General features: G+C 64.9%; 25 protein-coding genes. 16 read left to right on the top strand and 9 right to left on the bottom strand.

The window, feature by feature from the left end:
- Nucleotides 1-118: 118 nt before the first annotated feature.
- The 3 genes from BI327_RS12365 to BI327_RS12355 form a co-directional block, all read right to left on the bottom strand.
- A complete protein-coding gene (locus BI327_RS12365; protein WP_076860776.1) occupies nt 119-526 on the bottom strand; it encodes a hypothetical protein in 408 nt (135 codons plus the stop codon).
- Nucleotides 527-627: 101 nt separating this feature from the next.
- Nucleotides 628-1308: a site-2 protease family protein gene (locus tag BI327_RS12360; protein ID WP_076860489.1), complete on the bottom strand. Its 681-nt coding sequence runs from the start codon at nt 1306-1308 to the stop codon at nt 628-630.
- Nucleotides 1309-1390: 82 nt separating this feature from the next.
- Entirely contained in the window at nt 1391-2305 is a 915-nt protein-coding gene (locus BI327_RS12355; protein WP_076860488.1) for a DMT family transporter, read from the bottom strand.
- A gap of 94 nt (nt 2306-2399) precedes the next feature.
- Here BI327_RS12355 and BI327_RS12350 point away from each other — a divergent pair, with 94 nt between their 5' ends.
- Nucleotides 2400-3269: a LysR substrate-binding domain-containing protein gene (locus tag BI327_RS12350; RefSeq protein ID WP_076860487.1), complete on the top strand. Its 870-nt coding sequence runs from the start codon at nt 2400-2402 to the stop codon at nt 3267-3269.
- Here the strand turns inward: BI327_RS12350 and BI327_RS12345 are convergent.
- From BI327_RS12345 to BI327_RS12330, 4 genes are all read right to left on the bottom strand, one after another.
- Nucleotides 3266-4012, bottom strand: coding sequence for an SDR family NAD(P)-dependent oxidoreductase (locus BI327_RS12345; protein ID WP_076860486.1), 747 nt, complete (start codon nt 4010-4012; stop codon nt 3266-3268). The genes BI327_RS12350 and BI327_RS12345 overlap by 4 nt on opposite strands.
- A gap of 25 nt (nt 4013-4037) precedes the next feature.
- On the bottom strand, nt 4038-4769 hold the full coding sequence (locus BI327_RS12340) for an SDR family oxidoreductase (protein ID WP_076860485.1): 732 nt from the start codon (nt 4767-4769) through the stop codon (nt 4038-4040).
- A gap of 121 nt (nt 4770-4890) precedes the next feature.
- Nucleotides 4891-6729, bottom strand: coding sequence for an IlvD/Edd family dehydratase (locus BI327_RS12335; protein WP_076860484.1), 1839 nt, complete (start codon nt 6727-6729; stop codon nt 4891-4893).
- 212 nt (nt 6730-6941) lie between these two features.
- Nucleotides 6942-7970: an HTH-type transcriptional regulator GntR gene (locus tag BI327_RS12330; protein ID WP_076860483.1), complete on the bottom strand. Its 1029-nt coding sequence runs from the start codon at nt 7968-7970 to the stop codon at nt 6942-6944.
- A gap of 205 nt (nt 7971-8175) precedes the next feature.
- On the opposite strand from BI327_RS12330, the gene BI327_RS12325 reads away from it, so the two are divergent.
- From BI327_RS12325 to BI327_RS12255, 15 genes are all read left to right on the top strand, one after another.
- Nucleotides 8176-9243 carry an ABC transporter ATP-binding protein gene (locus BI327_RS12325; protein WP_076860482.1) on the top strand — a complete coding sequence of 356 codons (1068 nt, stop codon included), beginning with the start codon at nt 8176-8178 and terminating at the stop codon, nt 9241-9243.
- A 113-nt stretch (nt 9244-9356) separates the two neighbouring features.
- Entirely contained in the window at nt 9357-10679 is a 1323-nt protein-coding gene (locus tag BI327_RS12320) for an ABC transporter substrate-binding protein (protein WP_076860481.1), read from the top strand.
- A gap of 107 nt (nt 10680-10786) precedes the next feature.
- The gene (locus tag BI327_RS12315; protein ID WP_076860480.1) at nt 10787-11746 is read left to right on the top strand and encodes a carbohydrate ABC transporter permease; all 960 of its coding nucleotides are present in this window, start codon (nt 10787-10789) and stop codon (nt 11744-11746) included.
- On the top strand, nt 11739-12647 hold the full coding sequence (locus tag BI327_RS12310; RefSeq protein WP_076860479.1) for a carbohydrate ABC transporter permease: 909 nt from the start codon (nt 11739-11741) through the stop codon (nt 12645-12647). Before BI327_RS12315 ends, BI327_RS12310 begins: the two co-directional genes overlap by 8 nt.
- 46 nt (nt 12648-12693) lie before the next feature.
- On the top strand, nt 12694-13680 hold the full coding sequence (denD, locus tag BI327_RS12305; protein WP_076860478.1) for a D-erythronate dehydrogenase: 987 nt from the start codon (nt 12694-12696) through the stop codon (nt 13678-13680).
- A gap of 27 nt (nt 13681-13707) precedes the next feature.
- Nucleotides 13708-14664, top strand: a complete 957-nt coding sequence (locus BI327_RS12300) for a sugar kinase (protein ID WP_076860477.1) — start codon at nt 13708-13710, stop codon at nt 14662-14664.
- The gene (gene eda, locus BI327_RS12295) at nt 14661-15311 is read left to right on the top strand and encodes a bifunctional 4-hydroxy-2-oxoglutarate aldolase/2-dehydro-3-deoxy-phosphogluconate aldolase (protein ID WP_076860476.1); all 651 of its coding nucleotides are present in this window, start codon (nt 14661-14663) and stop codon (nt 15309-15311) included. Before BI327_RS12300 ends, eda begins: the two co-directional genes overlap by 4 nt.
- A 129-nt stretch (nt 15312-15440) precedes the next feature.
- The gene (locus BI327_RS12290) at nt 15441-16610 is read left to right on the top strand and encodes an acetyl-CoA acetyltransferase (protein ID WP_076860475.1); all 1170 of its coding nucleotides are present in this window, start codon (nt 15441-15443) and stop codon (nt 16608-16610) included.
- Nucleotides 16611-16738: 128 nt separating this feature from the next.
- Nucleotides 16739-18277: a class I adenylate-forming enzyme family protein gene (locus tag BI327_RS12285; RefSeq protein ID WP_076860474.1), complete on the top strand. Its 1539-nt coding sequence runs from the start codon at nt 16739-16741 to the stop codon at nt 18275-18277.
- A gap of 143 nt (nt 18278-18420) precedes the next feature.
- Nucleotides 18421-18621 carry a hypothetical protein gene (locus BI327_RS12280; protein ID WP_024582174.1) on the top strand — a complete coding sequence of 67 codons (201 nt, stop codon included), beginning with the start codon at nt 18421-18423 and terminating at the stop codon, nt 18619-18621.
- 163 nt (nt 18622-18784) lie between these two features.
- A complete protein-coding gene (locus tag BI327_RS12275) occupies nt 18785-19984 on the top strand; it encodes a CaiB/BaiF CoA transferase family protein (protein ID WP_076860473.1) in 1200 nt (399 codons plus the stop codon).
- Nucleotides 19985-19994: 10 nt separating this feature from the next.
- Entirely contained in the window at nt 19995-21161 is a 1167-nt protein-coding gene (locus BI327_RS12270; protein WP_076860472.1) for an acyl-CoA dehydrogenase family protein, read from the top strand.
- Nucleotides 21162-21324: 163 nt separating this feature from the next.
- Complete coding sequence (locus BI327_RS12265) at nt 21325-22461, top strand: thiolase family protein (protein ID WP_076860471.1); 1137 nt, start codon at nt 21325-21327, stop codon at nt 22459-22461.
- Entirely contained in the window at nt 22458-22817 is a 360-nt protein-coding gene (locus BI327_RS12260; protein WP_076860470.1) for a Zn-ribbon domain-containing OB-fold protein, read from the top strand. Before BI327_RS12265 ends, BI327_RS12260 begins: the two co-directional genes overlap by 4 nt.
- A 475-nt stretch (nt 22818-23292) precedes the next feature.
- Complete coding sequence (locus BI327_RS12255) at nt 23293-23820, top strand: carboxymuconolactone decarboxylase family protein (RefSeq protein ID WP_076860469.1); 528 nt, start codon at nt 23293-23295, stop codon at nt 23818-23820.
- A gap of 172 nt (nt 23821-23992) precedes the next feature.
- Here BI327_RS12255 and glsA read toward each other — a convergent pair whose 3' ends face one another.
- Complete coding sequence (gene glsA, locus BI327_RS12250) at nt 23993-25852, bottom strand: glutaminase A (protein WP_076860468.1); 1860 nt, start codon at nt 25850-25852, stop codon at nt 23993-23995.
- Between the two features lie 273 nt (nt 25853-26125).
- Complete coding sequence (locus BI327_RS12245; RefSeq protein WP_076860467.1) at nt 26126-26347, bottom strand: acetyl-CoA carboxylase biotin carboxyl carrier protein subunit; 222 nt, start codon at nt 26345-26347, stop codon at nt 26126-26128.
- Nucleotides 26348-26448 lie beyond the last annotated feature (101 nt).

Below are 26448 nucleotides of genomic sequence, written 5' to 3'. Positions count from 1 at the left end.
ATCGATCGCGCGCGATATTCCACGCGGCGGCGATCGGGTGGCCGGCGACGCGCGACGGGATGCCGCGGCATCCGTGCATCGATCATGAAAGCTGGGCTGAGGTGACGCGCCGACGGCGCTATTTCCAGTAGTAACGGATCGCGACGTAGACCACGACGAGGCAGGCGAAGATCAGCGCCACCGGCATCGGACGCTTGGCGTTCGGATCGGAGGCGGTCGCCTTCTTGGCCGGCAGGCGGCGGAATGCGGTGACGTTGCCGGTGTCGGCGACCGGTTCGCGCGTGCGCGCCGGAACCTCCGGCGCCTTGCCGGCGCCGCCCATCTCCGCATAGTAGGTGCGATACATCTCCTGGATCGTCGCCTCGCTGGCCTCGGCGTCGTTCATCTGCTCCAGCAGCCGCTTGTAGATGGCCAGGAAATTCTGCGCCTCGGGCGGCAGCGCGGAGGCGCCGTTCAGCTTGGCCATCATTTTCCAGGTCGCAAAGTCAGCCCGCGCGCGGGTGTCGGCGCGTCGCGCAATCAGCATATCGGCAGCTTTGATCACCATGGCCTCGAAGCGTTCCTGTCCCCACGCACGACCCGGAAATTGGGTACCGATTTTCCGATCAGGTCATGCGCAAATCAAGGCTATGTGTTTCCGGTAATGAGGAGAAGGGCGTTGATTACATAGCCGGTCAGAGTTCGCAGTATCGTTGAAATAACATCAAGATTTAGGCCGATCTGCGTGCCAATCACGGGCAGCAGGATCAACAGCCCGATCAGGATCAGCATGCCGAAGGGCTCCAGCCGGGCCAGCGGGCTCGCCAGCGGCCGCGGCAAAAGCCCGACCGCGACCCGGCCGCCATCCAGCGGCGGGATCGGCATCATGTTGAAGATCGCGAGCACGATGTTGATCAGGAAGGCGTTTTTCAGATTGTCCGCGGTCCATTTTGCCGCATCGGCCGGAACCAATGGCAGCGCGTGGAATGCCAGCGCCGCCGCGGTCGCCAGAATGATGTTGGTGACCGGGCCGGCCAGCGCCACCCAGACCATGTCGAGCTTGGGATGGTTGAGCTTGCGGAAGTTCACCGGCACCGGCTTGGCGTAGCCGAACAGGAACGGCGAATGCGCAAACAGCAGCATCGCGGGCAGGATCAGCGTGCCGAACGGGTCGATGTGTTTTAGCGGGTTGAAGCTGACGCGGCCGAGCTTCCAGGCGGTGTCGTCGCCGAGCCGGTGCGCGAGGAAGCCGTGCGCCGCTTCGTGGAAGGTGATGGCGATGACCAGCGGCAGCACCCAGACGGAGACGTCGTAGAGGGAAATGTTCAATGGCGTGTCGCCTCAGGCTCGCTTGGACCGGAGCGTCAGGCTAGCACGGATTCGGTAACGGCTTGGCTGGTGGCGCTGCGGCTCAGCGCGCGTCCGGTGCGACGGCGGGCTCCGCCGCATGGGCATGTTGCGGCTGGGTGGTCGCGATCCAGATGCCGGCAAACACGGTGACGATGCCGGCCACCAGATTCCAGCTCAGCGGTTCGCCGAGCAGGGCTGCGCCGACCAGCGATGCCGCGATCGGATTGACGGTGACCGAGATCGCCACCCGGGTCGGCGTGGTCCGCTCCAGCGCGAAGGCCCAGAGATAGAAGGTGAGCGCTGCGCCGAAGGCGCCAAGATAGGTCGCGCCGAACCATTGCGGCACACCGAAATCCGCGACCGGCGCAAAACTGCCGCGCAGCAGCGAGGCCGTGATCAGGACCACGGCCCCGGCCGCCATCGCGAGCGTGGTGAAGGGGATCGGGCCGGAGCGGCGGATGAACGGTCTCGACCAGATGCTGTAGAGCGCCATGCACAGCGCAGCCGCCACCATCAGGAGGTCGCCGCGCCAGGCGCCCGGCGGCGCCGTGGCGAGGCCGGAGAGCAGCGCCATCGAGACACCGAGGATCGTGACCAGCACGCCCTTAGTCTTGCGCGCGGTGAGTGGCTCGGCACCGAGCGCGGCGCCGACCAGCATGGTCAGCAGCGGGAGGGTCGAAAGCGCGAGCGCGCCGCGCGCTGCGGTCGTAAAGATCAGCGAGGCATTGAACAGGATCGGAAACGCCGCAAAGAACAGCAGGCCGAGGCCGGTGACGCCGAGCCAGTCGCGCTGCTGCGGCCAGCTCCGGCGTTGCAGCAGCGCCAGCGGCAGCAGCAGCAGGACGCCGATCCCGAAACGGAACGCGCCGATCGCCAGCGGATCGATGGTGCCGGCGAGATACCGCGTCGCCCCGATCGAGGTTCCGCCGAGCGCGCTCGACGTCACCGCCGCCAATACCCCCCAGATCTCGCCCATCCCGCTTCCAGCCGTTTGTTTCGCTTGCGCAATCTAGGGACAGCGACATAATCAGGGAATGGAATAGATTTGATCGAACAAATCACGGATCGTTATGAGTGCGCCCGTCCTTGACCCCGATCTGCTACAGGCCTTTGTCGCAGTTGCCGACCATCGCTCCTTCACCCGCGCCGCTTCCGCGCTGAACCGGACCCAATCCGCCGTCAGCATGCAGGTGAAGCGGCTGGAGGAGCGGCTACAGGCCGAGCTGTTTCACCGCAGCACGTCCAGCGTCGATCTGAGCGCCGCCGGAGAGGGATTGCTCGGTTACGCCCGCCGCATCCTGAGCCTGAACGCGGAGGCGGTCGGCCGGGTGCGCGCGCACGGCACCGACGGGCGGGTTCGCCTTGGCGTGATGGACGACTACGGGACGTTGATCGTCCCGCCGCTGCTCAAGGAGTTTGTCGCCAACTATCCGCTGATCCATGTCGAGATGGAGACGGGGCTGACGTCGTCGATGACGGACCGGCTCGGCGAGGCCTATGACCTCGTGATCGCGATGCATCCCGAGGGGCGCGGCGAGGGCGAGCTGCTGCGCACCGAGCAGGCGGTCTGGGCCGCCAGCGCATCGCATCGCATCGAGGAGCTCGATCCGCTGCCGGTCGCGCTCTATCCGCAGGGCTGCCTGTTCCGGAGCTGGGCGATGCAGGCGCTCGATGAGGCGAACCGGCCATGGCGGCTCGCCTTTGTCAGCCATAGCCTGTCCGCCGTCGAGGCAATCGCGGCGCAGGGGCTCGCCATCACCGTGGTCAAGTCGGGCACCTTTCCGCCGGCGCTGCGACGCTTGACCGCGCGCGACGGCATGCCGCGACTACCACGGGCGGAGATCCGGTTGCACCGCGCGCAAAATCTGTCGCACGCGGCATCATTGCTTGCTGATCATCTCGTCGCCGCGCTGCGGCAGCCGGCGAGGCGCGCGAGCTAGTACGTCGCCCGGCCGCCGGAGATGTCGAACACCGCGCCGGTCGAAAAGGCGCAATCCTCCGAAGCCAGCCACGCCACCATCGCGGCCAGCTCCTCGACCAGCACGAAGCGGGCCTTTGGAATCTTCGACAGCATGAAGTCGATGTGCTGCTGCGTCATCTGGTCGAAGATCGCGGTCTTGGCCGCCGCCGGCGTCACCGCATTGACCAGGATGTCGTGCTGCGCGAGCTCCTTGCCGAGCGATTTTGTCAGCGCGATCAGGCCGGCCTTCGACGACGAATAATGCGCGGCGTTCGGATTGCCTTCCTTGCCGGCGATCGAGGCGATGTTGACGATGCGGCCATACTTCTGGCCGATCATGGTCGGCACGATCGCCTTGCAGCAGATGAAGGGCCCCTCGAGATTGAGGCGCATCACCCTGCGCCAGTCGTCGAGATCGGTTTCCCATACCGGCTTGTTGGCGCCGGTGATGCCGGCGTTGTTGACGAGAATGTCGATCCTGCCGAATGCCCTGAGCGTCTGATCGCGCGCGGCGTCGACCGCGTCGGGATCGGTGACGTCGGTCTTGATCGCGATTACGTTCTCGCCGATCGCCCTGGCGGTCTTCTCCGCCAGCGGCTGATCGAAATCCCAGATCGCGACCTTGGCGCCGGATGCGACGAAGCGCTCGGTGATGGCGCGGCCAAACCCCTGCGCGCCTCCGGTGACGACAGCGGCGCGGCCGTTGAGATCGATCTTGTTCATGCTGAATGCCTTTTGATCGGGGACGTCAGAGCATGAACCCGCCGTCGACGACCATGTCGACGCCGGTGGTGAATGCGGCTTCGTCGCTTGCAAGATACACAGCCATGGCCGCGATCTCCTCGGCGGTGCCGAGCCGGCCCATCTTCTGGCGGGCGACGAACTTCTCGCGCCCGTCCGGACCCGCGGCAGCTGCGCGCTCCAGCATCGAGGGCGTCTCGACGGTGCCGGGGCAGATCGCGTTGCAGCGGATGCCCTGGGTGATGAAGTCGAGCGCGACCGCGCGCGTCAGCAGCGAAACCGCGGCCTTCGACGCACTGTAGACGTAGCGATTGGCCGGCGGCCGCAACGCTGCGCAGGACGAAATGTTGACGATGCTGCCGCCGCCGCCTGCCAGCATTGCGGGCAGAAATGCCTTGATGGTCCGATGCATGGATTTGACGTTGAGATCGAACGAGAAGTCGAAGTCTTCGTCGGAGCACTCCAGAATGGTGCCGTGATGCACGAAGCCCGCCGCATTGAGCAGGACGTCGATCTTGCCGACGCGCTTGGCGAAGCTGTTGACGTCAGCGGTGCTGCGAACGTCGAGCCGGGCGGTCTCGGCGATGCCGTCCTTGCCCAGCGTGGCGATGCCGCTCTCGTTGATGTCGGTGGCAATCACGGTCGCGCCTTCATGGGCGAATGCGATCGCGCATGCGCGCCCGATGCCGGCCGCTGCGGCGGTGACGACGGCGCGCTTTCCCTTCAGTCTGTCTGACATGCGTTTCTTCCTTTAGCTCTGGCAGGTTTTTCCGGCGTCATGCGCGGGCTTGACCCGCGCATCCATCTTGCGAAGAGCGATGGATTGCCGGGTCAAGCCCGGCAATGACAGCTTCGATGCTCTAGTGGTTATCCCGCGCCACGCCGACCTTGCCGGCAATGTCGTGGTAGCGCGTTGCGAGCTCGAGACAGGCGCCGGTCGCGTGCTGACCGACGGTCTGCCGGTAGAGCTCCTGCCACGGCGTCTGGTTGGCCGGGTGCGGGAAGCCGCCCTTGGCCTTCAGCTCGGCGCGGCGGGTGCGCAGCTCGTCCTCCGAGATCATGATGTTGGCGCTGCCCTTGTTGAGGTCGATGCGCACCTTGTCGTCGGTCTTGAGGATCGCAAGCCCGCCATCGGCGGCGGCTTCCGGCGAGGCGTTGAGGATCGAGGGCGAGCCCGAGGTACCGGACTGCCGCCCGTCGCCGATGCAGGGCAGGGACAGGATGCCGCGTTTGATCAGCGCCGCCGGCGGCTGCATGTTCACGACCTCGGCGCCGCCGGGATAGCCGATCGGGCCGGTGCCGCGGACGAACAGGACGCAGTGCTCGTCGATGTCGAGCGCGGGATCCTCGATCCGTGCGTGATAGTCCTCCGGGCCCTCGAACACGATGGCGCGGCCCTCGAAGGCGTTGAGGTCCTTCGGGTTGGACAGGTAGCGATCGCGGAATTCCTTCGAGATCACGCTGGTCTTCATGATCGCGGAATCGAAGAGATTGCCGCGCAAGACCAGAAAGCCGGCATCCTTCACCAGCGGCTTGTCGTAGCCCCAGATCACGTCGTTGTCGGGCTGCGGTGCTTCCTTGCAGTTCTCGCCCATGGTGCGGCCGTTAACGGTGAGGGCGCCTTCATGGATGCGCTTGTGCTTGATCAGCTCGCGCACCACCGAGGGCACGCCGCCGGCCCGGTGATACTCCTCGCCGAGGTAGAAACCGGCCGGCTGCATATTCACCAAAAGTGGCACGTCGTGGCCATATTTCTGCCAGTCGTCGATCGACAGCTCGACGCCGACATGGCGCGCCAGCGCGTTGATGTGGATCGGCGCGTTGGTCGAGCCGCCGATCGCGGAGTTGACCACGATGCAGTTCTCGAACGCCTCGCGGGTCAGGAAATCCGATGGCTTGAGGTCTTCCCAGACCATGTCGACGATGCGCTTGCCGGTCTCGTAGGCGATCTGGCCGCGCTCGCGATAGGGCGCCGGGATCGCCGCGCAGCCCGGCAGCGAGAAGCCGAGCGCTTCCGCGAGCGAGTTCATCGTGGAGGCGGTGCCCATCGTGTTGCAATGGCCGACCGACGGCGCCGAGGAGGCCACGATCTCGATGAACTGCTCATAGTCGATCTCGCCCGCGGCGAGCCGCTCACGCGCCTTCCATACCACGGTGCCAGAGCCGGTGCGCTGGCCCTCGTGCCAGCCGTTCAGCATCGGCCCGCCCGACAGCACGATCGACGGCAGATTGACGGTTGCCGCCGCCATCATGCAGGCCGGGGTGGTCTTGTCGCAGCCGGTGGTCAGCACCACGCCATCGAGCGGGTAGCCGAACAGCACCTCGACGAGGCCGAGATAGGCGAGGTTGCGGTCGAGCGCCGCGGTCGGGCGCTTGCCGGTTTCCTGGATCGGATGGGTCGGAAACTCCATCGCAATGCCGCCGGCGGCGCGGATACCCTCGCGGACGCGGTCCGCAAGCTCGAGGTGATGCCGGTTGCAGGGCGACAGATCGTTGCCGGTTTGCGCGATGCCGATGATCGGCTTGCCGGACTGCAATTCCTCGCGCGTCAGGCCGTAATTGAGATAGCGCTCGAGATAGAGCGCGGTCATGCCCGGATTATGCGGGTTGTCGAACCATTCCTGGGAGCGGAGCCTGCGGCCCTTGCCCTTGGTGGCCTCGCCTGCGGCGCCGTGCCCGTTGGTGTGGGGTTTTGTCATTGGTTTCTCCCGCAATGCAATTCTTGATGGGCCCATTCAAGGGCTCTGGTTCAACGTTGTTCTACCTCGCGCAAATCGTCGCGCATTACAAACCTCGACGATCACGCACAGGTGTTTCGCTTGATGGATTGGACCTTAGTTGAAGGCACTTGGTTGCGCTACCATTTTGTCATTTTTCGCGTCCCTTGTGACAGGTTGGTGTCGGACGGATGTCAGCCGCGTCGCGCCGAGCTTTGCCGTTCCATGACGCTGAAGCCGAGATCGACGACGGCCTCCGCCGGCCGGTGGCCTTCCAGCGTCTCGATCACCATCGTGGCAGCGTTTCTGCCCATTTCGTAGCGATTGGTGCGCACGCTGCTCAGGGTCGGCTCGCTCGACGCCATGAATTCGAGGTCGTTGAAGCCGACGATGGCCATCTGCCCCGGCACCGCCATGTGGCGCCGCTTGCATTCGAACAGCGCGCCGAGCGCGAGGTCGTCATTGACGCAGAACACCGCGTCGATGTCCGGTGCCTTGGCGAGCAGGTCGGCAAACAACGTTCCGCCCAGCGTCACCGAGGTCGGGATCGCCGTGGTGACAATGAGCTGGGGATCGAATAGCGCGGCGTCCGTCATCGCAGCGCGATAACCGTCGAGCCGGCGCTGCACCCGCGGATCCATCCGCGCGCCGAGGAAGCCGATCCGGCGGTAGCCCTGCGCGAGCAGATGGCCGATCGCGGCTTTTGCCGCGTCAAAATGCGAGAATCCGATCATCATGTCGATCGGCGAAGGGCCGACCTCCATGATCTGGACGATCGGGCAATCGACCGTCTCCATGATGGCGCGTGAATCGGGGGTCTGATTGATCCCGGTGACGATCAGGCCTGCCGGCTTCTGTGCCAGAAAAAGACGCAACAGCCGCTCTTCCTGCAGGATGCTGTAGCGGGTGTTGGCGAGCTGGATGCTGTAGCGGCTGCCGTCGAGCGCGTCATAGATGCCGCGCAGCACATCGGAGAACACATTGTTGGTCAGCGACGGGATCAGGACACCGATCACCTCGGTACGCTGCGACGCAAGCGCGCGTGCCGCGAGATTGGGCACGTAACCGAGCTCTTTTGCCGCACTTTCGACCCTGGCGCGTTTGCCGGCCGAGAGCGCTTCCGGATTCCTGAAGAAGCGCGAGGCCGTAATCGGGCTGACGCCGGCGAGTTTTGCGACTTCGGCGAGCCGGATCTTGCCTGGCGTGATGCGTTTTCGGGCCATTTAGCGCTCATATCACGACGATGGTCGCAGACAAACCGATATTGACAGCGCTACCAAGCGATTGCTAATCGAACGATTGCCAAAACCGGATAAACTGCGGACAATAACGTCAGTCCAACAGTGCGGCGCACCCAGCGCGGTCAGAACAAAACAGAGCGGTGACGGCACTCGTCGTACGCTGTCGGGAACTTGAGGAGGGAAGTGGATGTCGTCGGTCCAGATTCGCGACGTGCGGAAATCGTTCGGCAATTTTGAGGTCCTGCACGGCGTGTCGATCCCGATCGAGGACGGCGAATTCGTCGTTCTGGTCGGCCCCTCCGGCTGCGGCAAGTCGACCCTGCTGCGCATGCTGGCGGGGCTCGAGAACATCACCTCCGGCACGATCTCGATCGGCGAGCGCGTCGTCAACAATGTCCAGCCCAAAGAGCGCGACATTGCGATGGTGTTCCAGAACTACGCGCTCTATCCGCACATGACGGTCGCCGACAACATGGGCTTCTCGCTCAAGCTGCGCGGCGCCAAGCCCGAGGAGATCTCGACCGGCGTGAAACGCGCCGCGGAAATCCTGGCGCTGACGCCGCTGCTCGATCGCTATCCCCGCCAGCTCTCCGGCGGCCAGCGCCAGCGCGTCGCGATGGGCCGCGCCATCGTGCGCGATCCGCAGGTGTTCCTGTTCGACGAGCCGCTGTCGAACCTCGACGCCAAGCTGCGCGTCGCGATGCGCACCGAGATCAAGGAGCTGCACCAGCGGCTGCGCACCACCACCGTCTACGTCACCCACGACCAGATCGAGGCCATGACCATGGCCGACAAGATCGTGGTGATGCATGACGGCATCGTCGAGCAGATGGGCTCGCCGCTCGAGCTCTACGACACGCCGGCGAACCAGTTCGTCGCCGGCTTCATCGGCTCGCCCGCGATGAATTTCCTCAAGGGCAGCGTCAAGGTGAACGGCGCCGCCTATTTCGAAGGGCCGAACGGCGTCAAATTGCCGCTGAAATCGGCGCCCGCCAATTCCGACGGCAAGCCCGCCGTCTACGGCGTGCGGCCCGAGCATTTCACCATCGCCGATGACGGCGCCGAGGCCGAGATCGTGGTGGTCGAGCCGACCGGCTCGGAGACCCAGGTGTTCGCCAAGCTCGGCGGCGAGCAGGTCGTCGCCGTGTTCCGCGAGCGCCATCTGTTCAACCCGGGCGACAAGGTTCGGCTCAAGCCGGATCCGGCGCTGGTCCATCTGTTCGACGATTCGACGGGGAAGCGATTGAATAGCTGACCGCGGCCCGCACGTTTCGTCAGTGCATCATTTCGACCGGGATTTCGGCCGTGGCGTAGCAGACGGCAGGAATCATTTCTGAACAACAACCAAAAATCGGGAGAGAATTGCCAATGTCCATCTTCAACACTGACCGCCGTTCGCTGCTCAAGGGTGGCGCCACGATGCTGGCCGCCGCGGCAACGATGTCGAGCGATCAGCTGCTCGGCTATGCCAAGGCCTGGGCCCAGACCGCGCAATGGAAGCCGGAGCCGGGCGCCAAGATCAATCTGCTGCGCTGGAAGCGCTTCGTGGAGGCCGAAGACGTCGCGTTCATGAAGATCGTCGACGCCTTCCAGAAGGCCAACAACGTCACGATCAACGTCTCCAACGAATCCTACGACGACATCCAGCCGAAGGCGTCGGTCGCGGCCAACACGGGGCAGGGCCTCGACATGGTCTGGGGCCTCTATTCGCTGCCCTTCCTGTTCCCGAGCAAGTGCGTCGACGTCACCGACGTCGCCGATTATCTCGGCAAGAAGTGCGGCGGCTGGGCCGATTCCGGCAAGGCCTACGGCATGCTGAACGGCAAGTGGATCGGCATTCCGGTCGCGGCCACCGGCGGGTTGGTCAATTATCGTGTCGCGGCCGCCGAGAAGGCGGGCCACAAGACGTTCCCGAAGGATCTCGGCGGCTTCGCGGATCTTGTGAAGGGCATGAACAAGAACGGCACCCCGGCCGGCATGGCGCTCGGCCACGCCTCGGGCGACGCCAACGGCTGGCTGCACTGGGCGCTGTGGGCCCATGGCGGCAAGCTGATCGACAAGGACAACAAGGTTGTCGTCAATTCGCCGGAGACGGCGAAGTCGCTCGAATACGTCAAGGGCCTGTACGATAATTTCGTGCCGGGCACCGCGTCGTGGAACGACAGCTCCAACAACAAGGCGTTCCTCGCCGGCCAGCTGCATCTCACCGTGAACGGCATTTCGATCTATGTCACGGCGAAGAAGGAAAATCCGCAGATCGCCGAGGACATGAACCACGCCCATCTGCCCGCCGGTCTCGACGGCAAGACGCGCGAGCTGCATCTCGGCTTCCCGATCCTGATCTTCAACTTCTCGAAATATCCGCAGACCTGCAAGGCGTTCACCGCCTTCATGCTGGAGCCTGATCAGTTCAATCCCTGGATCGAGGCGGCGCAGGGCTACCTGTCGCACTTCCTGCTCGGCTACGACAAGAACCCGGTCTGGACTGCGGATCCGAAGACGACGCCGTATCAGAGCGTGGCCCAGACCGCGTCGACCCCGGCAGGCGAGGCGCAGATGAGCGAGAACGCGGCGGCCGCGATCGCCGACTTCGTCGTCGTCGACATGTTTGCGAACTACTGCACTGGCCGCGAGGATGTGAAGACCGCGATGGCCTCGGCCGAGCGCGCGGCCAAGCGCATCTTCCGCTGAGCGAGGGCCGGCGCGGCAATGGCGCCGGCTGTCGAGATTGAAGCAATCGGGGCGGCGCCCGGCCAGGACTGGTCGGGTGTCGTCGTCCGGTTTGGAGCTGAGAGCGAATGAGCACTGTCCAGACATCGATGCCGGCACGCGCGGCCGCGACGGGCGAGCCGTCGGCGTGGTCGCGCCTCCAGGGAAACCGCAATTGGGCGGCGTTCTGGTTCATGCTGCCGACGGCGGCATTCCTGATCCTGTTCCTGGCCTATCCGCTGGGGCTCGGCGTCTGGATGAGCTTCACCGACGAGCGCATCGGGCGCGCCGGGGCCTTCATCGGTCTCGAGAATTACCAGTGGCTGTGGGACGATTCGATCTTCTGGCTGTCGGTGTTCAACACCTTGCTCTACACGCTTATCGCGAGCGCCATCAAATTCGCGATCGGGCTTTACCTCGCATTGCTCCTGAACCGGCACATGCCGTTCAAGGCGATCATCCGTTCGATCGTGCTGATCCCGTTCATCGTACCGACCGTGCTCTCGGCGATCGCGTTCTGGTGGATTTACGATTCGCAGTTCTCGATCATCTCCTGGTCGCTGATCAAACTCGGCATCATCCATAGCAACATCAACTTCCTCGGCGACACGGAGTGGGCGCGGGCGAGCGTGATCTTCGCCAACGTCTGGCGCGGCGTTCCGTTCGTCGCGATCACGCTGTTGGCCGGCCTGCAGACGGTGTCGCCGTCGCTTTATGAGGCCGCCACGCTCGACGGAGCGACCAACTGGCAGCGGTTCCGCTTCATCACCTATCCGCTCTTGACCCCGATCATCGCCGTCGTGATGACGTTCTCGGTGCTGTTCACCTTCACCGACTTCCAGTTGATCTGGGCGCTGACCCGCGGCGGTCCGGTCAACGCCACGCATCTGATGGCGACGCTGAGCTATCAGCGCGGCATCATCAGCGGGCGACTGGGCGAGGGCGCGGCCATCGCTACCGCGATGATCCCGTTCCTGCTCGCGGCGATCGCCATTTCCTGGTTCGGCATGCAACGCCGCAAGTGGCAGCAAGGATCGAGCAATGACTGATTCAACCTTGCAAACCAAAGCCGCAGCCGTGAACGCAAGCGACGCCTCCGAGGGCATGAGCTACCTGGAGTCGCTGCCGCGGCGCGTGGTCACGCTGTATCTGCCGCTGTTCGTCATCCTCGTGGTGCTGCTGTTCCCGTTCTACTGGATGGTGCTGACGTCCATCAAACCGGACGAGCAGCTCATCGACATGGAGAAGTTCAACCCGTTCTGGGTGATCCATCCGACCTTCAAGCACATCAGCAAGCTGCTGTTCGAGACCCAGTATCCGCGCTGGCTCTGGAACACGATGTATGTCGCGGTCGGCGCCACGTTTCTGTCGATCGCCGCCAGCGTGCTGTCGGCCTATGCGATCACGCGGCTGCGCTTCAAGGGTGCGGAGACTGTCGGCGTCCTGATCTTCTTCGCCTATCTGGTGCCGCCGTCGATCCTGTTCATTCCGCTGGCTTCGGTGATCCAGGCCTACGGGCTCTTCGATTCGCCGCTGTCGCTGATCCTGGTGTACCCGACGCTGCTGATCCCGTTCTCGACCTGGCTCCTGATGGGATATTTCAAGACCATTCCCTATGAGCTCGAGGAATGCGCGCTGATCGACGGCGCGTCGCGCTGGCAGATCCTGGTCAAGATCATCGTGCCGCTGGCGATTCCGGGCCTGATCTCCGCCTTCATCTTCTCGTTCACGCTGTGCTGGAACGAGTTCATCTATGCGCTGACGTTCCTGCAATCGACGCCGAACAAGACGGTGCCGGTTGCGATCGTCAACGAGTTCGTCGACGGCGACATCTACAAATGGGGCTCGTTGATGGCGGGCGCGCTGGTCGGCTCGCTGCCGCTGGTCATTCTTTACGCCTTCTTCGTCGAGCATTATGTGTCGGCCATGACCGGCGCCGTGAAGGAATAGGCGCGCGCGCCTTGGACCGTGGAAGAACAAGAAAAGGAGCAGGGTCGTGCACATTCTGATTCTGGGCGCCGCCGGCATGGTCGGCCGCAAGCTGACCGAGCGTTTGCTGCGCGAGGGCCGTCTCGGCAATCGCGACATCGCCAAGATGACGCTGCAGGACGTGGTCGAGCCGCAGAAGCCCGCGGGCGCGAACATTCCGCTCAAGGTGATCGCGTCGGACTTCGCCGATTCCGGCGCCGCCGCGCCCCTGATCGCCGAGCGGCCGGACGTGATCTTCCACCTTGCCGCGATCGTCTCGGGCGAGGCGGAGGCGGAGTTCGACAAGGGTTACCGGATCAATCTCGACGGCACCCGCTATCTGATCGAGGCGATCCGTGCGGCCGGCGGCGGTTACAAGCCGCGGCTGGTGTTCACGTCCTCGATCGCGGTATTCGGCGCACCGTTCCCCGAGAAGATCGGCGATGAGTTCTTCCACACGCCGCTGACCAGCTACGGCACGCAGAAGTCGATCTGCGAGCTCCTGATCAACGATTACACCCGCAAGGGTCTGCTCGACGGGATCTCGATTCGCCTGCCGACGATCTGCGTGCGCCCGGGCAAGCCGAACAAGGCGGCGTCCGGATTCTTCTCCAACATCATCCGCGAGCCGCTGGCGGGCGAGGAGGCGGTGCTGCCGGTCTCCGAGGACGTGCGGCATTGGCACGCCTCGCCGAAGTCGGCTGTCGGTTTCCTGGTTCATGCCGGCACCATGGACCTGAACGCGATGGGGCCGCGGCGCAATCTCAGCATGCCCGGGATGTCGGTCACCGTCGGTGAGCAGATCGCGGCGCTGGAGCGCGTCGCCGGCAAGAACGTCACCGCGCGGATCAAGCGGGTGCCCGATCCGACCATCATCGGCATCGTCTCGGGCTGGCCGCGCGATTTCGCCACCGACCGCGCGCTGAAGCTCGGCTTCACCACCGCCGAGAAGACCTTCGACGACATCATCCGCATCCATATCGAGGACGAGCTCGGCGGCAAGTTCGCCGCCTGAGCTCATCGGGCTAGCGCGGCTCTTGAGATGACCAGGGTTGCCAGCATCGGCGAATGCATGATCGAGCTGCGCCAGGCCCCTGGCGGGCAGATCGGTGGCTTGTATTCGCGCTTCTATGGCGGCGACACGCTCAACACCGCGGTCTATCTGTCCCGGCTCGGTGTCCACATCGATTACATCACGGCGCTCGGCGACGATGCGCTCAGCGATGAGATGATCGCCGGCTGGGCGGCGGAAGGAATCGGCACCAAGCATGTCGCGCGGCTGCCCGGCAAGCTGCCGGGCCTTTACATGATCCAGACCGACGACAAGGGCGAGCGGCGCTTCTTCCACTGGCGTGATGGCGCCGCCGCGCGCGAGCTGATGGACCTGCCCGATACGGAAGATCTGTTGAACTCGCTCGCGACGTACGACCTCGTCTATCTCTCGGCGATCACGCTCTCGATCCTGCGCGAGGACGGGCGCGAGCGGTTGATGTTGGCGCTGAAGCGCGCGCGGCTGCTCGGCACCCGGTTCGCGTTCGATACCAATTTCCGCGCCCGCGGCTGGCCCGACCTCAACGTCGCGCGCCAGGCTTTCAGCAATGCGTTCGAGACGGCCGATATCGTGCTGGCCTCGACCGAGGATCTGGCGCCGCTCTATCCGGGGGAGAGCAACACGGCACTGCTTGCCGGCATCTCGAGCCCCGAAGTCGTGCTGAAGCTTGCCGAGCCGGCCTGCATCGTGCGCTCTGCGGGTGGGACGCGCGAGGTCAGGGCGGAGCCGTTGCCGAAACCGGTGGTCGATACCACGGCGGCCGGCGATAGTTATGCCGCGGCCTATCTTGCTGCGCGGCTCAACGGCGCCGAGCCCGAGGAGGCGGCGCGCGCGGGCCATCGGCTGGCCGGTGTCGTGGTGTGCTATCCCGGCGCGATCATTCCGCGCTACGCCATGCCGCCGAAGAAGGCGCCTCGTCCCCCACCATCCCGCAAGGCCTCGCAATGACCACGACATCAAAGCAGGACCAGATCGCCGAGCTGATCCGCCAGGCCACCGTGATCCCGGTGCTGACCATCGAGCGGCTTGCCGACGCGGTGCCGCTGGCCAAAGCGCTCGTCGCCGGCGGCGTGCGCACGCTCGAGGTGACGCTGCGGACGCCGGTCGCGGTCGATGCCGCAAAGGCCATCATCGCCGAGGTGCCCGATGCGGTGGTCGGGATCGGCACGATCCTCAATGCCGGCGATCTGGCGCGCGCCGAGGCGCTCGGTGCGCGGTTCGGCATCAGCCCGGGCGCGACCCCCGAGCTGCTGAAGGCGGTCGCCGCCAGCCGGCTGCCCTTCGCGCCGGGGATCGCGACCGCATCCGAGTTGATGCAGGCGCTGGCGCACGGCTTCGACGTCGTCAAATTCTTCCCCGCCGAGCAGGCCGGCGGTATCAAGGCACTGCGCGCGCTGGCCGGTCCGTTCCCGCAGGTCAGGGTCTGCCCGACCGGTGGGATCGGCGAGGCCAATGCGGCGACCTGGCTCGCCGAGCCCAATGTGCTGGCGGTCGGCGGCTCCTGGCTGTGCCCGGCGGCCGATATCCGCGCCGGCAACTGGGCCGGCATAACGGCCATGTGCGCGAAGGCGATGAAAACGCTGAAAGGCGTCTAGAATCCCGCACCGGGGTTCTAGATTCTCATTTTGACGCGTTTTCTTGACGCGAACCGGTATCCACTTCGCTCGAAAACGCTACGAAGATACGCTACATAACTCCCTGAACAGGAACAGGGAGATACGGCCATGACCGCCAGCATCGTGGGTTGGGCGCACACGCCATTCGGAAAATTCGACGCAGAGACCGTTGAAGGTCTCGTGGTCAAGGTCGCCAACGAGGCGCTGGCTGACGCCGGCATCACCGCATCCGACGTCGACGAGATCATGCTCGGCCATTTCAACGCCGGCTTCTCGCCGCAGGATTTCACGGCTTCGCTGGTGCTGCAGGCCAATCCCGCGCTGCGCTTCAAACCGACGACCCGCGTCGAGAACGCCTGCGCCACCGGATCGGCCGCCGTGCACCAGGGCATCCGCGCCATCGAGGCCGGTGCCGCGAAGATCGTGCTGGTGGTCGGCGTCGAGCAAATGACCAAGACGCCGGGCCCGGAGATCGGCAAGAACCTCCTGAAGGCGTCGTATCTGCCCGAGGACGGCGACACGGTCGGCGGCTTCGCCGGCGTGTTCGGCAAGATCGCGCAGGCCTATTTCCAGAAATACGGCGACCAGTCGGATGCGCTGGCGATGATCGCCGCCAAGAACCACAAGAACGGCGTCGCCAATCCCTACGCGCAGATGCGCAAGGATTTCGGCTTCGAGTTCTGCCGCGCCGAGAGTGACAAGAACCCGTTTGTCGCCGGTCCCCTGAAGCGCACCGATTGCTCGCTGGTGTCCGACGGCGCCGCGGCGCTGGTACTGACCGATGCCGAGACCGCCAAATCCATGGGCAAGGCGGTGAACATCCGCGCCACTGCGCATGCGCAGGATTTCCTGCCGATGTCGAAGCGCGACATCCTGCAGTTCGAAGGCTGCACCACCGCCTGGCAGCGCGCGCTGGACAAGGCCGGCCTCAAACTCTCCGATCTCTCCTTCGTCGAGACCCACGACTGCTTCACGGTGGCCGAGCTGATCGAATATGAAGCGATGGGCCTGACGCCGAAGGGCCAGGGCGCACGCGCGATCATGGAAGGCTGGACCCAGAAGGACGGCAAGCTGCCGGTCAATCCGTCCGGTGGCCTCAAGGCCAAGGGCCATCCGATCGGCGCCACCGGCGTCTCGATGCATGTGATGACCGCGATGCAGCTCACCGGGCAGGCGCCCGAGGGCATGCAGCTCAAGAACCCGCAGATCGGCGGCATCTTCAACATGGGCGGCGCTGCGGTCGCCAACTACGTCTCGATCCTCGAGCCGGCGAAGTAGGCGACATTCTCTCCGTTCGTCATGGCCGGGCTTGACCCGGCCATCCACGTCTTTCTTCCTTATGTGGCACCAAAGACGTAGATGCCCGGGTCAAGCCCGGGCATGACAGTTTGCTTGGGGCTACCGCGATGAACATTGCCGAATGGCTGGCGGCGACGGCGCGGGCGCGACCCGACGCGCCGGCGCTGCTGACCGGCTTCGACCTCGACGCCGACTACGCGACCTTTGCCCGCCGCGCCGCCTCGATCGGGGCGGCGCTGGCGCGCGATCACGGGGTCGCCGCCGGCGACCGGATCGCGCTGTTTGCCACCAATTGCACGCAGTATCTCGAATGCCTCTACGGCATCTGGTGGATCGGCGCCGCCGCGATCCCGATCAATGCCAAGCTGCATGGCCGCGAGGCGGCGTGGATCTGCGGCAATGGCGGTGCCAAGCTCGCTTTCGTCTCCGATGACACGATTGCAGCATTGAGCGAAGCGAAGGACGACTGCCCCGCCGGCATGACCATGCTGTCGCTCGACAGCGCCGCCTACAAGGCGATGCGAAGCGGCGAGGGCGCGCCAGCACCGTTGCCGCGCGAAACCAATGATCTGGCGTGGCTGTTCTACACATCAGGCACGACAGGCCGTCCCAAGGGCGTGATGCTGAGCCACGGCAATCTGCTGGCGATGTCGCTGTGCTATCTCGCCGACGTCGACCCGGCGACGCCCAACGATGCCTCGCTCTACGCGGCGCCGATCTCGCATGGCGCAGGGCTCTACAACTTCCCGCATGTCCGCATGGGCGGCCGGCATGTCATTCCCGAGTCCGGCGGCTTCGATCCGGACGAGGTGCTCAATCTCGGCCGCCAACTCGACAATGTCGTGATGTTCGCGGCTCCGACCATGGTGCGCCGCCTGGTCGATGCCGCCAGGAAGCGCGGCGAGAACGGCGATGGCCTGCGCACCATCATCTATGGCGGCGGTCCGATGTACACCGCCGACATCCGCGACGCCATGGCGACCATGGGCCAGCGCTTCGTGCAGATCTACGGCCAGGGCGAGTCGCCGATGACGATCACGGCGCTGTCGCGCGACTGGCACCGCGCAAGCGATCATCCGCGCTATCTGGAGCGGCTGGCCTCGGTCGGCACCGCGCAGAGCGTGGTCACCGTGCGCATCACCGGCAAGGACGGCACGCCACTGCCCGCAGGCGAGACCGGCGAGATCGAGGTCAAGGGCTTAACCGTGATGCTCGGCTACTGGAACAATCCGAAGGCCAATGCCGAGACGCTCAGGGATGGCTGGCTGCACACCGGCGATGTCGGCCGGCTCGATGCCGACGGCTTCCTGACGCTGTCGGACCGCTCCAAGGACGTGATCATCTCCGGCGGCACCAACATCTATCCGCGCGAGGTCGAGGAAGCCCTGTTGACCCATCCGGACGTCCGTGAAGTCTCGGCGATCGGTGTGCCCGATCCGGAGTGGGGCGAGATCGTCGTCGCCTGCGTCGTGCTGGAGGACGGCGCCAGCGCCGATGACGGCAAGCTCGACGCGCATTGCCTCGCCGCGATCGCCCGCTTCAAGCGGCCGAAGCGCTACGTCTATCTCGAGGCCCTGCCGAAGAACAATTACGGCAAGGTGCTGAAGACCGCGTTGCGGGAAATGATGGCCAAAGGCGTGGGCTAAGGCGCGATGAGGCCGGGTTGAATCGAAAACATCGAAAACAACTCCATGCAACGGAGGGATTGGGGTCACCAGAGCGGTTAAGGGATAGGCCGCCGCCTTCCGTCGCGCTAAGCTGTCCGCGCCCGCCACCGGGAGAACGGACCATGGGAATCGAGACGTCGCTGTCGCTGTCGGAAGTGAACGATCGCATCGCGATCCTCCGGGACAACATCAGGCAGCTGATCGAGCAGGCCGCAGGCGCCGCGGGTGCCGAAGTCGAGGAACGCATCGCCGAGCGGCTCGAGCAGCAGAACGCGGAACTGGAAAAGCTCCTGAAGGCGCGCGAGGCGATGACCGGGCAGTGACTGGAGTTCGAACGGCGGCGGGTGCGCTTAGCCCGCGTTCCGCCGCGCGGAAACGGCCCGGCCGCCGGCGCGCATACGCCCATACGCCCGGCGCAGCTTGATCTCGGCAAAGACCTCCCGTTACTAGGCTTCAATCCAGAACAGCCGGGGAGCGAGCAGGACGATGGGACCGTTGCAGGGCATCAAGGTCGTGGACATGACGACCGTGCTGATGGGCCCCTATGCCACGCAGATGCTTGGCGACTACGGCGCCGACGTCATCAAGGTGGAATCGCCCGACGGCGACGTCACGCGGCAGATCGGTCCGACCCGGCATCCCGGCATGGGACCGGTATTCCTCAACACCAACCGCAGCAAGCGCTCGATCTGCCTCGATCTGAAGAAGCCGGCCGGGCGCGAAGCCGTGCTGCGGCTGATCGCGAAAGCCGACGTGCTGGTCTACAATGTGCGCCCGCAGGCGATGGCGCGGCTGCAGCTCGGTTACGACGTCGTCGCCGAGGTCAATCCGCGGCTGATCTATGCCGGCGTGTTCGGCTTCGGCCAGGAAGGGCCGTATGCCGCCAAGCCCGCCTATGACGACCTGATCCAGGGCGCGACCGCGCTGCCGGCGCTGATGGCGCAGACCTCGGACGGCGTGCCGCGCTACGTGCCGAATGCGCTGGTCGATCGCATCGTCGGCCTCACCGCGGTCGGTGCGATCTGCGCGAGCCTGGTGCACCGCGACCGCACCGGGCAGGGGCAGCGCGTCGACATTCCGATGTTCGAGACCATGGCCGGCTTCGTCATGGGCGATCACATGGGCGGGTTGACCTACGATCCGCCGCTCGACAAGGGCGGCTATGCGCGCCACCTTTCGCCGGACCGGCGGCCGTACAAGACACAGGACGGCTATATCTGCGTGATCGTCTACAACGACAAGCAGTGGGAGAATTTCTTCAAAGCGACCGGGCGCGACGATCTGCGCAGCGATCCGAAATTCGCGACCTTCGCCGGCCGCGCCACCAACATCGATGTGGTCTATGCCGAGCTGGCGCGCATCCTGCTGACCAAAACCACGGCCGAGTGGAACGAGATCCTCGAGAAGGCCGACGTGCCTGTCATGCCGATGCACGATCTCGAGAGCCTGCTGGAAGACCCGCATATGGTCGCGACCGGCGTCTTCCCGGTGGTCGAGCATCCGACCGAAGGCCGTATCCGCAGCATGACGCCGTCGGCGCGGTGGTCGGAGACCAAGGTCGAGCCGAACCGGCTGGCGCCGCGGCTCGGCGAGCACAGTGAAGCGATCTTGCGCGAGGCCGGTTTCTCGGCGGACGAGATCGCGGCGATGGTGCGCGACGGCGCGGCCAAGGCGCTGAAGGCATAGGAGACGACAGATGGATTTCGCACTCTCCGCCAACCAGGAATCGATCCGCGATGCGGTGGCAAAAATCTGCTCGCGCTTTGACGAGGCCTACTGGCTGAAGAAGGACAAGGAGGGCGGCTATCCGGCCGACTTCCACCGCGCGCTGGCGGATGCCGGCTGGCTCGGCATCTGCATCCCCGAGGAATATGGCGGCTCCGGGCTCGGCATCACCGATGCTGCGATCATGATGCGCACGATCTCGGAATCCGGCGCCGGCATGTCCGGCGCCTCCGCCGTGCATATGAACGTGTTCGGGCTCAACCCGGTGGTGGTGTTCGGCACCAAGCAGCAGTGCCAGCGCATGCTGCCGCCGATCATCGACGGCCGCGACAAGTCCTGCTTCGCGGTGACCGAGCCGAACACCGGCCTCAACACCACGCAGCTCAAGACCCGCGCGGTGCGCCAGGGCGACAAATACATCGTCAACGGCCAGAAGGTGTGGATCTCGACTGCGCAGGTCGCCAACAAGATCCTGCTGCTCGCGCGCACCACACCGCTGGAGGAGGTGAAGAGCCCGACCCACGGCCTCAGCCTGTTCTACACCGATTTCGATCGCAAGCGCGTCACCGTGCACGAGATCGAGAAGATGGGCCGCAAGCCCGTCGACTCCAACGAGCTGTTCTTCGAGAACTTTGAAATTCCGGTCGAGGACCGGATCGGCGAGGAGGGCCGCGGCTTCGAATACATCCTGCACGGCATGAACCCGGAGCGCATCCTGATCGCGGCCGAAGCCGTCGGCCTCGGCCAGATCGCGCTGAAGCGGGCGTCGGAATACGCCAAGGGCCGCATCGTGTTCAACCGCCCGATCGGCATGAACCAGGCGATCCAGCATCCGCTGGCGAAGTGCTGGATGGAGCTCGAGGCGGCCTGGCTGATGGTGCTGCGCGCCGGCTGGCAATACGACCAGAACCTGCCGTGCGGCCCGGCCGCGAACGCGGCAAAATATCTCGCGGCGGAAGCCGGCTTCCATGCCTGCGAGCAGGCGGTGATGACCCATGGCGGCTTCGGATACGCCAAGGAGTATCACGTCGAGCGCTACTTGCGGGAATCGCTGATCCCGCGCATCGCGCCGATCAGCCCTCAGCTCATCCTCAGCTTCATCGGCGAGAAGGTGCTCGGCCTTCCGAAGTCGTATTGATGAGAATGGGCCCGCGCAGCCACATCGTTGTCTTTTCCCTCCCCCTGAAAGGGGGAGGGCAGGGTGGGGGTCCGCCACAGGCGAGATCGCAGGGTGCGGAGACAGATCCCCACCCGGCTTGCTCGCGCAAGCAGACTTCCCCTTTGCAAGGGGAGGTGAACAGATGAGCTTCGTCACCGGCGTCGGCCTCACATCCTACGGCAAGCATGACGGCCTGTCCTCGCTCGACCTGATGAGCAAGGCGGCCGAGCTTGCGATTACAGATGCCGGGCTGAAGCGCTCCGATATCGACGGCATCCTGTGCGGCTACTCCACGGTGTCGCCGCACATCATGCTGGCGACCGTGTTCGCCGAACACTTTGGCATCCGCCCGTCCTATGCCCATGCCGTGCAGGTCGGCGGCGCCACCGGGCTTGCGATGACCATGTTGGCGCATCACCTGGTCGATGCCGGCGTCGCGAAGCACGTGCTGGTGGTTGGCGGCGAGAACCGGCTGACCGGGCAGAGCCGCGACGCCTCGATCCAGGCGCTGGCCCAGGTCGGCCATCCCGATTACGAGGTGACGCTGGGGCCGACGATTCCGGCCTATTACGGCCTGGTCGCGACGCGCTACATGCATGAATACGGGCTCACGCAGGAGGACCTCGCCGAGTTCGCGGTGCTGATGCGCAAGCACGCACTGACGCATCCCGGCGCGCAATTCCACGATCCGATCACGGTGGCCGACGTGATGGCTTCGAAGCCGGTGGCGATGCCCCTAAAACTGCTCGACTGCTGCCCGGTGTCCGATGGCGGCGCGGCCTGCGTGATCAGCCGCGAGCCGACCGGAGAGCAGCGGGTGCGCGTCCGCGGCTGCGCCCAGGCGCATACCCATCAGCACGTCACGGCGGCGCCCGCGCTGAGCGAACTCGGCGCCGAGATTTCGATCGCGAAGGCGAAGGCGGCGTCGGGCATCGCGATCCCGGACGTGCGTTACGCCGCGGTCTACGACAGCTTCACCATCACGCTCGCGATGCTGCTGGAAGACCTCGGTCTCGCCGGGCGTGGCGAGGCGGCGGCGCGGGTGCGCGCCGGCTATTTCAATCGGGATGGCGAGATGCCGCTCAACACCCATGGCGGCCTGCTCAGCTACGGTCATTGCGGCGTCGGCGGTGCGATGGCGCATCTGGTCGAAACCCACCTGCAGATGACAGGCCGCGCCGACAATCGTCAGGTGCGCGACGCCTCGGTCGCGCTGCTGCACGGTGACGGCGGCGTGCTGTCGTCGCATGTCAGCATGTTCCTGGAGCGCGTGCGATGAGCGGACCGATCGCCGACTGGACCAAGGGCAGTGAGGCCATCGTCTACCAGACCTGCAACGGCTGCGGCGCGCGGCAATATTTCCGCCGCAGCTTCTGCGCCCCCTGCGGCTCGCCTGACCTCGCCGAGCATCGCGCGAGCGGGGCAGGGACGGTGTATGCGACGTCGCTGGTCTGCCGTGCCGCGACGCCGGAAACGCGGGCGCATGTGCCCTATAACATCGTGCTCGTGGATGCCGACGAGGGCTTTCGCATGATGGCCCATGGCGACAACGACCTTGCCATCGGCGACAAGGTTTCGGCGCGCTTCACGCAATTCGCGGGACGGCTGGTTCCGTATTTCGCAAAGGCGAAATGAGGGGCTGAACGATCCGGTCAGAACGCAACACCAGGCTGAACTGGTTCGCTCTCGCCCCTCATAGTTTACGAATAACTTGTTTAGACATGATCTTTCCGAAAAACCGCTACACACTTTTCGGGATCATGCCTCAGTGCCAGTAGAAAATGACGCTGGCGATGACGAGCATCGCCGTCACCGCCAGCATTTGCGCAAGCGCTTCCGAGGCCGCCCTCTTGGTGGCTTCCTTCATGCGTTTCCCCTAGACTTGGGCGTGACTCATCGTTGCGCTCGAAGAGCGCGCGACGGCCAGATTTTCTACTCGGAACACCCCGCGTCGAGCATTCGCTTTGACGAGTCCCCACTCAGCGAATATCGACTGTGACAGGGTTGTCTTTGAATGCGGCGGCAATTTGACTCGCGCGTGTTGCTCCTGCGACGGCCGACCGATACTGTTTGGAACCCGACAGAAACGACACAAGATCAAGGTTAGGAAATGGCCCGTATCGACTACTCCGATCCCGCGAAGGCAAGCCCGCGCACCCGCGAGATCCTCGACAAGAACCGCAACGCCAATATCTTCCGCATGATGGCGCATTCGCCGAGCTACTTTGAGCAGTACTGCCGGCTCGGCGGCGCGATCCGCCACAAGGGCGAACTCGATCCGATCGTGCGCGAGCTTGCGATCACGCGCACCGGCATTCTCTGCGAGGCGCCTTACGAGATCGTCGCGCACAAGCGCATCGGCAAGAATGTCGGCGTCACCGACGAGCAGAACGCTGCGCTCGAGAACTGGCAGCCCGCGACCTGCTTCAACGAGGTGCAGCGCGCGGCGCTGACCTTCACCGACGAGATCGTCAAGCTGAAAAAGCCGACCGACGCGACCTTCAAGGCGATCGCGGCGCTGTTGACACCGGCCGCGCTGATCGAGCTGCAGCTCTCGGTCGGCTTCTACATCATGACGTCGAAATTCCTCGAGACGTTCGAGATCGACATGCAGCCGGTGACGGAAGTGGTGAGCTGATCCTTTCTCCGCGGATGCGGGGAGAGGCCGGAGTGCATGCACCCTCTGACGTCATGGCCGGGCTTGACCCGGCCATCCACGTCTTTCTTCGCGGTCAGCGCCAAGACGTGGATGCCCGGGTCAAGCGCGGGCATGACGAGTTGCACATACCCTCGCGCAGCGTGACAGAAACCTACCCCGACGTCAGCAAGTCCACCTTCGCATTGGCCACGATCAGCCGCTCGGCGAGGATCTGTGCGAGGTTGCGCATGATCCGCTCGCCGGCGCGCGGATGCTGCTCGCGGAAGCGCTCGAAGTCCTTGATCGCGACCTCGTAGGCGGTGGCCGACAAGTCGGCGACCACGTCCGCCGAGCGGTTCGGCTCCAGCAGCGCCATCTCGCCGAACGCCATGCCGGCGGTCAGCGTCGCGAGCCGGATGCCGTCGGGGAGGGTGACGTGGACCACGCCGCTGCGCAGGAAAAACAGCGAGGCCGCCTCGCTGCCCGCGGCGATGATCTTCTGGTTCGGCTGGTACGTCCTGACCGTACACAGCGTGGCGAGGTCGGCGATCTCAGAGTCGTTCAGTCCGGCGAGCAGCGGCTGCTCGGCAAGTTCTGTCGTCTCGAGGAAGTCGATCGAGCCGCCATACCGGTAGACGATCTGGTCCTCGGCCCATTCGATCGCGGTATCGAGCAGATAGAAATCCCTGATGTTGCCGAGCCGCCTGGTCCACTCGCTGATCGTGTCCCATTCGCGCGAGGTCCGCTTGATGCCTGACAGGACCACGGTGACGCCGAGTTCTGCCAGTTCCTGGAAGGCTTCCGCGACCAGCCGGGCGCCGGCGCGGGTGGTCGCGGTGACGCGGCGCAGGTCGAAGATCACGAACTCCGGCCGCGGGCTGCCGGCGAGGCGGCGCGAGACATAGTCGACATTGGAGAGCGACAGCGTGCCGACCAGTTCGATCACGCGGACTTCCTGGAAGTGCCTGGCCAGGATCTCCTGCTCCTGCGGCCGGCGCACCCGCCGCGACGGGTTCTTGCCGATATTGTAGTCGGCGATGATGCTGTGGCGGGCATCGTCGCTGCGGTTCAGCATGTGCAGGTCGTAATGTGCCGACAGCGTCTCGCACACCTTGATGCCGCGCACGCTGTTGCCGTGCTTGTCGAGCTTCGGCGAATAGCTGCCGAGCCCGAGCCGCGCCGGCAGCGCCGCCAGAATGCCGCCGCCGACGCCGCTCTTGGCGGGGATGCCGACACGGTAGATCCATTCGCCGGCGTAGTCGTACATGCCCGACGAGGTCATCACCGACAGCGTGCGCGCGATCGCATAGGGCGTCACCACCTGCTCGCCGGTCAAGGGATTGATGCCGCGGTTGGCCAGCGTCGCTGCCATCACGGCGGTGTCGCGCGCGGTGACCAGGATGGCGCATTGCCGGAAATAGACGTCGAGCACCGCAGGCACGTTCTCGGTGATCACGCTGTTGGTGCGCAGGAGATAGCCGATCGCCCGGTTGCGGTCGCCGGTCGCGCTCTCGGAGGTGTAGACCGCATGGTCGACGTCGAGCTCGCGGCCGGCGAAGCGGCCGAGCGCCTGGCGGATATAGTCGAACGCGCCGTCGCCCTTCTCGGCATGCAGCAGGCCGGAGCAGGCGATCGCGCCGGCGTTGACCATCGCATTGAACGGGTGGTTCTCGGCGTTGAGCCGGATCGAATTGAAGGGGTCGCCGGACGGTTCGACGCCGATCACGCTCTCCACCCGCTCGGCACCCAGCGTGTCCAGCGCGAGGGCAAACACGAACGGCTTCGACATCGACTGGATGGTGAAGGGCACCCGGGTATCGCCGACCTCGTAGACATGGCCGTCGAGCGTCGCGAGGCTGATGCCGAAATGGGCAGGGTCGGCCTTGCCGAGCTCGGGGATGTAGTCGGCCACCGCACCGGCGTCCTCCGGCAGGAAGTCTGCGTAACAAGTGTGCAGAAACCGCAGCAGCGGCGGCTGCGAGCGGGCCCAGTTGACGGTAGAGGCAGTGACGGGAGGAGGCGATTGTTTCATCGCCTTCTGTTGTGCATCGCAATCAGGGCGCGCGCAACCGAGCGCGCCTCGACGTCAGACGGGAGGCGGCTGCATCGGACGAGCCGCCGGCTTTCGAACAGATGTTCACAAAGCGAGCGGTTGCTCGGTATTTGTTTCGTTATGCGAAACTTCTGGGTCGAAAACGTTTCGAAAGCGAAACAGCGTCCGGCCCCGCGCGGCTCCAAGGGGAGCCGCCACCGACACGCGACGCCTGGGAATTTGGTCCGTGCGGCGCGGATGGACAACCCGCCGTCAGGTCTCGACGATCGCGATCGCCTGGCCCTCGGCGATGACATCGTCGATCTTGACCAAAATCGACTTGATTTTGCCTGCTGTCGTCGATGTGACCGGTATCTCCATCTTCATCGCCTCGACGAACGCAATCTCGTCGCCATCGCCGATGCTGTTGCCGGCTTCAACAGGAAGCGCGCAAACGCGGCCGGCAACTTCGGTCACAACCTTGATCTCTGGCATTCCACTCTCCGCTACCGTCTTGCGGAAATTTCATCCGGCGAACGGCTTTTTGTTGTGGTGGCAGATTGCCTGAGGTAGCTTCATCTGCAAGTGGAATTTTA

This window comes from Bradyrhizobium mercantei (assembly GCF_001982635.1).
GTDB classification, from domain to species: Bacteria; Pseudomonadota; Alphaproteobacteria; order Rhizobiales; family Xanthobacteraceae; genus Bradyrhizobium; species Bradyrhizobium mercantei.
Note: the sequence above shows the minus strand (reverse complement) of the source record. Positions and strands in the feature narration are given on the sequence as shown.

What these genes read in the sequence shown, in the direction of transcription:
- BI327_RS12280 (WP_024582174.1), top strand. Translation starts at nt 18,421, where the DNA reads ATGGGAATCGAGACGTCGCTGTCGCTGTCGGAAGTGAACGATCGCATC.
- BI327_RS12290 (WP_076860475.1), top strand. Translation starts at nt 15,441, where the DNA reads ATGACCGCCAGCATCGTGGGTTGGGCGCACACGCCATTCGGAAAATTC.
- glsA (WP_076860468.1), bottom strand. Translation starts at nt 25,852, where the DNA reads ATGAAACAATCGCCTCCTCCCGTCACTGCCTCTACCGTCAACTGGGCC.
- BI327_RS12350 (WP_076860487.1), top strand. Translation starts at nt 2,400, where the DNA reads ATGAGTGCGCCCGTCCTTGACCCCGATCTGCTACAGGCCTTTGTCGCA.
- BI327_RS12340 (WP_076860485.1), bottom strand. Translation starts at nt 4,769, where the DNA reads ATGTCAGACAGACTGAAGGGAAAGCGCGCCGTCGTCACCGCCGCAGCG.
- BI327_RS12275 (WP_076860473.1), top strand. Translation starts at nt 18,785, where the DNA reads ATGGGACCGTTGCAGGGCATCAAGGTCGTGGACATGACGACCGTGCTG.
- BI327_RS12335 (WP_076860484.1), bottom strand. Translation starts at nt 6,729, where the DNA reads ATGACAAAACCCCACACCAACGGGCACGGCGCCGCAGGCGAGGCCACC.
- BI327_RS12315 (WP_076860480.1), top strand. Translation starts at nt 10,787, where the DNA reads ATGAGCACTGTCCAGACATCGATGCCGGCACGCGCGGCCGCGACGGGC.
- BI327_RS12320 (WP_076860481.1), top strand. Translation starts at nt 9,357, where the DNA reads ATGTCCATCTTCAACACTGACCGCCGTTCGCTGCTCAAGGGTGGCGCC.
- BI327_RS12330 (WP_076860483.1), bottom strand. Translation starts at nt 7,970, where the DNA reads ATGGCCCGAAAACGCATCACGCCAGGCAAGATCCGGCTCGCCGAAGTC.
- BI327_RS12255 (WP_076860469.1), top strand. Translation starts at nt 23,293, where the DNA reads ATGGCCCGTATCGACTACTCCGATCCCGCGAAGGCAAGCCCGCGCACC.
- BI327_RS12310 (WP_076860479.1), top strand. Translation starts at nt 11,739, where the DNA reads ATGACTGATTCAACCTTGCAAACCAAAGCCGCAGCCGTGAACGCAAGC.
- eda (WP_076860476.1), top strand. Translation starts at nt 14,661, where the DNA reads ATGACCACGACATCAAAGCAGGACCAGATCGCCGAGCTGATCCGCCAG.
- BI327_RS12265 (WP_076860471.1), top strand. Translation starts at nt 21,325, where the DNA reads ATGAGCTTCGTCACCGGCGTCGGCCTCACATCCTACGGCAAGCATGAC.
- BI327_RS12300 (WP_076860477.1), top strand. Translation starts at nt 13,708, where the DNA reads ATGACCAGGGTTGCCAGCATCGGCGAATGCATGATCGAGCTGCGCCAG.
- BI327_RS12325 (WP_076860482.1), top strand. Translation starts at nt 8,176, where the DNA reads ATGTCGTCGGTCCAGATTCGCGACGTGCGGAAATCGTTCGGCAATTTT.
- BI327_RS12285 (WP_076860474.1), top strand. Translation starts at nt 16,739, where the DNA reads ATGAACATTGCCGAATGGCTGGCGGCGACGGCGCGGGCGCGACCCGAC.
- BI327_RS12270 (WP_076860472.1), top strand. Translation starts at nt 19,995, where the DNA reads ATGGATTTCGCACTCTCCGCCAACCAGGAATCGATCCGCGATGCGGTG.
- BI327_RS12345 (WP_076860486.1), bottom strand. Translation starts at nt 4,012, where the DNA reads ATGAACAAGATCGATCTCAACGGCCGCGCCGCTGTCGTCACCGGAGGC.
- BI327_RS12245 (WP_076860467.1), bottom strand. Translation starts at nt 26,347, where the DNA reads ATGCCAGAGATCAAGGTTGTGACCGAAGTTGCCGGCCGCGTTTGCGCG.
- BI327_RS12365 (WP_076860776.1), bottom strand. Translation starts at nt 526, where the DNA reads ATGCTGATTGCGCGACGCGCCGACACCCGCGCGCGGGCTGACTTTGCG.
- BI327_RS12355 (WP_076860488.1), bottom strand. Translation starts at nt 2,305, where the DNA reads ATGGGCGAGATCTGGGGGGTATTGGCGGCGGTGACGTCGAGCGCGCTC.
- BI327_RS12260 (WP_076860470.1), top strand. Translation starts at nt 22,458, where the DNA reads ATGAGCGGACCGATCGCCGACTGGACCAAGGGCAGTGAGGCCATCGTC.